The following is a 6,862-nucleotide window of genomic DNA, read 5'->3' as shown; positions in this document are numbered from 1 at the left end:
AGCACGAGGCCTGCGGCCTCGCGTTTGAATTCAGCGGAAAAGGAACGACGTTGTTTTGTCATCAGACACCTCTAACTGGCGAGCATTCTCGCCTAAATGGGTGTCCGGTTTCATTAGACCACTACAAGAGACCTTCTCCATCGAAAAGTTTATAGGCGCGGTCTCGCGGTTTGGCTGTGCGACAAGCTGCGTCAGATAGAGGAGTTGTAGTGCGCGACATAAGGGTACTACCTATTGTCGAACTGACCTGTACCCCAAATCTTACCCTTAAAAATGCCGGAATCACTTGGAAACCGACGGAACGCCATAAACGAAAAAACCCGCCAAGTGGCGGGTTTTAAAGGGTTCCATGGACTTTACTGGCTGTCAGTGGAACTAGAGATGGTGCCCGAACCCGGAATCGAACCGGGACGCCCTTACGAGCGGGGGATTTTAAGTCCCATGCGTCTACCAGTTTCGCCATTCGGGCGGCAGCGCGATGAAGCAACTCAATAGGCTTTGTCGAACAAAGCGCTTGAGCGGTGCAGCAGGCTAGGGAATATATAGATCCAGGCACCTTGGCGCAAGTTTGCATGTGCTCTTTTTCAGCTCGATCGGGCGTGTCAGCTTTGAAAAAAAGCCCGCTATATCAGTGATCTACATTTTCCCTGGAGGGGCATGCGACGCCCTGGCGCACTTTCAAGGCTGGCATCGCGCAGGCGTTGTAGCAGCTGTTTAGCGCATGGCATTGTGCGATCATCTACGTTTAGATCAATCGAGTAGGGTAGTGACATGCGCGTCATCACGGTGAGAACCAAAACGGAACTTGAATCTGCCAAGAATGCCGGTTACGAGCAGATCACTGTCCAAGGTGAGCTTGCAGACAAGCTCAAGTCGTCCAAGAAGATCGCGGTAGCGGGAACGATCACCGTTGGGTTGTTGACTGCCGCACTGGCGGCTGTGCCTTTTACCGGCGGGCTATCGATGGCGGCGGCTGCACCTATCGCGGCACTGACGGGACTTGAGATAGCAGCCATTATCGCTGCGGCGTCTCTTGGCTTAGGTCTGATCATCGCCCTGTTCAAAGGCTACGAGGAGATCTCCTTTGAGAAGGGAAAAATGGTCCTTAAAAAGAAACAGTCATGAGTGGTTTTATCGACGGCCCTCCGTACTTCTTCCGTTGCAAGAAGTGTGAGCACCGTTTCACTCGTGCGGTGCGGTTGGGGTTGTTGTGTCCCCAGTGTCATTCGATACGCATTGAACGAGACAGGCAGGTGAACAAGTAAACCGAGGGGGCTTGTGCGAGATGCTCGCCAAGCCCTGTCAGATACTTACCCACGCAACCGACGAATAATCTCAGCGTAACCCACCGCCCGTGACAACCGTTGCAGCGCCTCCAGTCGGCGCGAGTAGGCCTGTGCATCACCGTAGGTCAGCTCTACATGCAGGCTGTCGATCATCACCAGGTAGGCCTGAGCCAGTACTTCCCCGGTCTGTTCGTCTACGGCCGGATAGGCTTTGAGTAGCCCCTGCTGGAAGTGGCTGCGGATCATGGCCATATAGTCATTGAATCCGGACATGACCACGCCCCTCAGCGGCGCCGGTGGGTAAAACGCGGCCCTCAACAAGAACCGCAGGGATGCATGGGCGCTGTAGCGGCGCTGCAGGTTGTCGATGTAGACCTCGCCGGGGGCCTTGATCGAACGGGCGTTTTTTGCAAACTGGCTTTGCACGTAGTCGCGCTCGGCCTGCAAGGCAAGTTCGAGCACGACCCCGTAGAGCGCGTCCTTGCTGGCAAAGTGGGCGTACAGCGAGGCCTTCTTGATGCCCGCGCGTACGGCGATGTCATTCAGCGAGGCCGCGTCGTAACCGTGCTCGGCAAATTGGTCCAGCGCCAGGTACGCGATGCGTTCGGCGGCCGAGGTCAGGGTGTTGGATGTCATGGTGGGGTTCCTCAATCAGTGCCCGGTCAGGTCATAGGCTGCGCCTGCACCCCGGGGGAGGCTGAGCGTTGTCAGTAGGCAGGTCAGCAACGCACTGGCCAACAGCAGCGTGGCCCAGGCCACCGGTCCATGGTTCAGGGCCAATGCCGACAGCGGCGTTGCGCTGGCGGAGATCGACAGTTGGAACGCGCCCAGCAGTGCGGCAGTTGAGCCCAGCGCGCGTTTTTGCGAAGACATGACCAGCGACATCAGCGTGGATTCGGCGATGCCCAGGCCAAACAGGGCGATGGCCATGCCTGCCACTATACCGGGCAGGCCCAGGGTGGTCAGGGTGCAAACCACCGCGATTGCCGAACCTGCGGCCATGCACGTCACGCCGATCATCGACAGACGGTTCAAGCCCAGGCGGCTGACCAGCTTCCCGGCGCTCATCGCCCCGATCAGGATGGCTACGCCGGTCACGCCGAACAGCATGCCAAAGGCTTGCGGGCTCAGGCCGTAGGTCTGTTGGTAGACCAGGGTTGCGCCGCCGATGTAGGCAAACAGAAAGAAGAACACCGCGGCCACGGCGAGGGTCGGGCGCAGGAAGTGCCGGTCCCTGGCAATCGTCAGGTACGTCCGGCATGCGGCGCCCAGGCGCAGCGGTTCCCGGTGGCTGGCGGGCAGGGTTTCCGGCAGCGACAGCCAACTGTTGCCCAGCACTGCCAGGCCAAAGGCGGCGAGTACCAGCATCACCGCGCGCCAACCGTAGTGGGTATCGATCACCCCGCCCAGTGCCGGGGCGAAGATCGGCGCAACCCCTTCGATGGTCATCAGCAATGCAAAGAGCTTGGTCGCGGCTACGCCTTCGCTGACGTCCCGCACCATGCTCATGATCACCACCAGCGTCAGTGCGCTGCCAAGTCCCTGGACGAAGCGCAGGGCGATCAAGGTTTCAAGGGTTGGCGCCCACGCCGCACCCAACGAGCACAGGGTAAACACCACAAGGCCGGCCAGTAGGGGGCGGCGGCGTCCGTAGGCGTCGACGATGGGCCCGAAGATCAACTGGCCAGCGCCCATGGCCAGGAGGAAGAACGTCAGGGTCAACTGCACGCTGGCGAAGCTGCTCTGATACTCGCGGGCAATTTCGGGCAGGCTCGACAAGTACATATCGACAGCCGACGGGCCGAGGGCGCCGATCAGTCCCAGGCCGATAGCCAGCCTCAGGGGAACCCCGGGGGTGGGTTGCGAATTCATACAGACTCCAGATACTAAAACATCCTACCGGTCGGTAGGTTGTGCGGATGTTAACGGCACCTTTTAGATCGGTCAACAGGGCAGAGGCGCCATGAATCCGTGAGTATCGGTAGCGATACAACGTGATCGCTGCAAGTGAATGAGAGTCGTTATCAATTGTATTTCTTTAAATTCAAGATTGGATTAGACTCGCGCCCGCTGGGCACAAACAGTGTTCTGGGCATCAGAAAAAACAAAAACAGGCGTAGGGGAGCAGGGCGTGAATTTCAACAAAACGACAATGGCGGTGGCAGTGGGTTCGGCGATCTGCCTGTGCAACGCTGCGTGGGCCGCAGAACCTGCGAGTGCTCTGGAGATTGCGCCGATCACCGTCACCGGTGAAAAGATCAACCGTAGCCTGGAGCAGACCCAGTCGAGCGTGGTGGTGGTGACCGACCAGCAACTGCGTGAAAAGCACGACCGTGACCTGGTGGATGTGTTTGCGCGTACGCCAGGTGTGTACAACCAGTCCGGCAATGAAAACTGGGGGATTCGCGGCGTGCCCGTGTCCGGTTTCGACGACCAGGGCCCGGCCACGCTCAACGGTGCGGTGTCGGTATTCGTCGACGGCGCCGTGCAACCGAACCGCGCCCTGACCCTCAGCCCGATGCCGCTGTGGGACGTCGACCAGGTCGAAGTGTTCCTCGGCCCGCAATCCACCACCCAGGGCCGTAACTCGCTGGCCGGCGCGGTGGTGATCCAGACCCGTAACCCGACCTTCGAACCGAGTTTTTCCGCGCGCACCAACATGGGCACCTATGGCGAGCGCGGTGCAGCGGTGGCCGGTGGCGGCGCGCTGGTCGATGACAAGATCGCCGGGCGCATTGCCGTGGATTACCAGGAGGGCGACGGCTACATCGACAACGTCGCCCTGCATGACGACGCCAACCCTAACCGCACCGCCAATGCCCGGGGCAAGCTGCTGATCCTGCCCAACGACGATCTGGATGTGCTGCTGACCTACGCCCATAGCGAAAGCCGCAAGGGTGACAACTCGGCGATGCGCCAGAACGACAAGATCCGTTATTACAAGATGACGTCCAACACCAAGGCCTATGACAAGCTCGCGCAGGACACGCTCAGCGCCAAGGTGGACTACCGCCTGGACGACAACTGGTCGCTGACCAGCCTGACCGCCAATACCCGTTCCGACTACGACGCGCGTCTGGATTTCGACCAGTCCGCCGACGCCAACCAAGTGGTGTTGCGCACCCAGGATGGCGACCTGTTCAGCCAGGAACTGCGCCTGAACTACAGCGGCGACACGCTCAAGAGTTTTGTCGGCGCCTACTACGGCCACAACACCAACAACTTCCACGACCGCCTGTTGTTCAATAACGTCCTGTTCGGCACCGCCAAGGGCGAGACCACCATTGAAAGCAAGGCTGTGTTCGGTGAAATCAACTGGACATTCGCCCCGCAGTGGACCTTGATCACCGGCCTGCGCTACGACCACGAAACCAACGACACCCACATCAAACAGGACGATTTCTCCAGCCCTGGCAAGGTCAGCAAGTCGTTTGATGCGCTCCTGCCGAAACTGGGGCTCGATTACGAACTGGCCGCTAACCAGTACCTTGGCGTGATGGTGCAAAAAGGCTATCGCGGTGGCGGCGTCAACGTGCGTGCCGGTGGCGGCCACGAAGGCTACGACCCGGAATACACCACCAACTACGAGCTGTCCTACCGTGGCTCGTTCTTCGACAAAACCCTGCGGACCCGTGCCAACCTGTACTACACCGACTGGAAAGACCAGCAGGTCAGCGTGCTCGAGCGCAACACCGACTTCGTCCAGGTGTTCAACGCCGGCAGCAGCGATATCAAGGGCCTGGAAGTGTTTGTCGAGAAAGACCTTGGCGCGCAGTTGACCCTGACTGCCGGTGGCTCGATCACCGCAGGCAAGTACAAGGACTTCGTGACCGGTGATGGCCGCGATATGAGCGGCGAGGACTTCCTCTATTCGCCCAAGTACAAATTGTCCCTGGGCGGCCTCTACCGCTGGAACGAGCGCCTGACCCTGAACACCGACCTGGTGTACCAGAGCACCGCGCCGTCGGAGTATGAGTTCGATACTGCAGGCAAAGTCACGGGCGAGCGCCGCAGCGACAACTACTGGCTGGTCAACTTCAACACCGAGTACAAAGTCACCAAGAATGTCGCGGTCTCCGGCTTCGTGAAAAACGCCTTCGACAAGGAATACATCACCAACAACCGCAGCGGCGATATCGTCGATGTGGGCGCACCGCGCACAGTGGGCCTGGCGTTGCGCTACGACCTGTAGGGTAATGATTCGCTGGCCAGTCAACTCCCACAGTTGATTGGCGGCGTTTTCAAACCATGGATTTTTCGCTTTCCATTTAAGAGCTTTCCTAAATACGTCGGTAGGAGATGTCGTGAGAATGAGCGCACTTCTATCTCATCTGTGATGTGTCATGTCCTTTCTACCGATTCGTGTTCTGGTCCTCGAAGAGCACCCCTTCAAGCAGCTCGTTGCCATTCAGGCCTTCAAGGACGCCGGCTGTGACAGCGTGGAGGGCGTGGCCGACGTGAAGGCTGCGCTGCAGTTGCTGGACCACGCAGGACCGGTGGATATCGTGCTCTGTGCCTTGGACGAGGCGGGCATGCAGGGGCTCACTACGCTCGAATTGCTCAGCCGTACCCGCCGGGTCAAGTCGCTCATCATTTGCAGCGTGCTTGCCCCCGACCTGCAAGACGCCATCGACCGTATGGTCGGCATGCTGGGGGTCAGCGTCCTCGGGTATGTCGATGTGCCAGTGCGCGTAGGGGCGATCACCCCGCTGTTAAGCCGATGCCTGGAAACCACTGTCGCCCCCGGGCATGCCGCTCAGAAGGCACGCCACACGCTCGCCAGCCAGGCCGGCCTGGAACAGGCCATTGCAGGGCATGAGCTCAAGGCGTTCTTTCAACCCAAGTTCAATTTGGCGAGCGGTGAAGTCGGCAGCCTTGAAGTGCTCGCGCGCTGGGAGCATCCGCAGTACGGCGTGCTATGCCCGGCGGATTTCCTGCCGCAGGTCAGCCAGTTCGGGTTGATGGACCCTTTGTTTTTTGCCCTGCTGGAACAGGCGTTGGCCTTTGTGCAAACGGCGCAGGCACAAGGGCACGTGCTGTCCCTGGCGTTTAATCTGGAGGCCGAGCAACTGTCTAATGAGTCACTGTTGCCACAGCTGTGCAAGGCGCTGGAGCGCTACGCCATACCTGCGTCGCGCCTGACTTTCGAAATCACCGAAAGCGGCCTGCTGGAAGTCTCTCCCAGGGTGCTCGAAACCTTGATCCGCCTGCGGATGATGGGGGCCGGCCTGTCCATCGATGACTTTGGTATCGGCTACTCCTCACTGGAGCGCCTGTGCCAGTTACCGTTCACCGAAATCAAGCTCGATGCGCGCTTCGTTCGCGACCTTGACCGCAGCCCTCGTAACCGTGCGGTGATCAGCAGCACCCTGGCCCTGGCTGAAGCGCTGGATATGGCGGTCGTGGTCGAAGGCGTAGAGCACGAAAGCCAGCGCCAACGCTTGCTCAAGTTGGGTTGCCATCAGGGCCAGGGCTATCTCTGCGCGCGGCCCATGAGCGCCGCGCGTGCGCTCTCGTGGCTGGAGATGAGGTCGGCGTCACGCAGCACGCGCTGATGTTGGGAAACAGGGGCTAGA

Annotated in this window: 5 protein-coding genes and 1 tRNA gene; 3 read left to right on the top strand and 3 right to left on the bottom strand. The window is 59.7% G+C overall.

Features of this window, described 5'->3' with window-relative positions; translation table 11 throughout:
- Positions 1 to 382: 382 nt before the first annotated feature.
- A tRNA-Leu gene (locus HBO11_RS27930) sits at positions 383 to 469 on the bottom strand.
- 302 nt (positions 470 to 771) lie between these two features.
- On the opposite strand from HBO11_RS27930, the gene HBO11_RS27925 reads away from it, so the two are divergent.
- Entirely contained in the window at positions 772 to 1,125 is a 354-nt protein-coding gene (locus HBO11_RS27925; protein ID WP_169957038.1) for a hypothetical protein, read from the top strand.
- Positions 1,126 to 1,310: 185 nt separating this feature from the next.
- Here the strand turns inward: HBO11_RS27925 and HBO11_RS27920 are convergent, their stop codons facing one another.
- Entirely contained in the window at positions 1,311 to 1,922 is a 612-nt protein-coding gene (locus HBO11_RS27920) for a TetR/AcrR family transcriptional regulator (RefSeq protein WP_169957039.1), read from the bottom strand.
- Positions 1,923 to 1,937: 15 nt separating this feature from the next.
- A complete protein-coding gene (locus tag HBO11_RS27915) occupies positions 1,938 to 3,158 on the bottom strand; it encodes a multidrug effflux MFS transporter (RefSeq protein WP_169957040.1) in 1,221 nt (406 codons plus the stop codon).
- 259 nt (positions 3,159 to 3,417) lie between these two features.
- Between HBO11_RS27915 and HBO11_RS27910 the strand changes: the two genes are divergently transcribed.
- Positions 3,418 to 5,478 carry a TonB-dependent receptor gene (locus HBO11_RS27910; protein WP_169957041.1) on the top strand — a complete coding sequence of 687 codons (2,061 nt, stop codon included), beginning with the start codon at positions 3,418 to 3,420 and terminating at the stop codon, positions 5,476 to 5,478.
- A gap of 151 nt (positions 5,479 to 5,629) precedes the next feature.
- Positions 5,630 to 6,841: an EAL domain-containing response regulator gene (locus HBO11_RS27905; protein ID WP_169957042.1), complete on the top strand. Its 1,212-nt coding sequence runs from the start codon at positions 5,630 to 5,632 to the stop codon at positions 6,839 to 6,841.
- Positions 6,842 to 6,862 lie beyond the last annotated feature (21 nt).

Origin of the sequence: Pseudomonas sp. WS 5010 (genome assembly GCF_012985565.1) — a bacterium.
Classification (GTDB): Bacteria; Pseudomonadota; Gammaproteobacteria; order Pseudomonadales; family Pseudomonadaceae; genus Aquipseudomonas.
Note: the sequence above shows the minus strand (reverse complement) of the source record. Positions and strands in the feature narration are given on the sequence as shown.

Excerpts from the sequence above, each read along its gene's own strand:
- HBO11_RS27920 (WP_169957039.1), bottom strand. The coding sequence starts at position 1,922 with ATGACATCCAACACCCTGACCTCGGCCGCCGAACGCATCGCGTACCTG.
- HBO11_RS27905 (WP_169957042.1), top strand. The coding sequence starts at position 5,630 with ATGTCCTTTCTACCGATTCGTGTTCTGGTCCTCGAAGAGCACCCCTTC.
- HBO11_RS27915 (WP_169957040.1), bottom strand. The coding sequence starts at position 3,158 with ATGAATTCGCAACCCACCCCCGGGGTTCCCCTGAGGCTGGCTATCGGC.
- HBO11_RS27925 (WP_169957038.1), top strand. The coding sequence starts at position 772 with ATGCGCGTCATCACGGTGAGAACCAAAACGGAACTTGAATCTGCCAAG.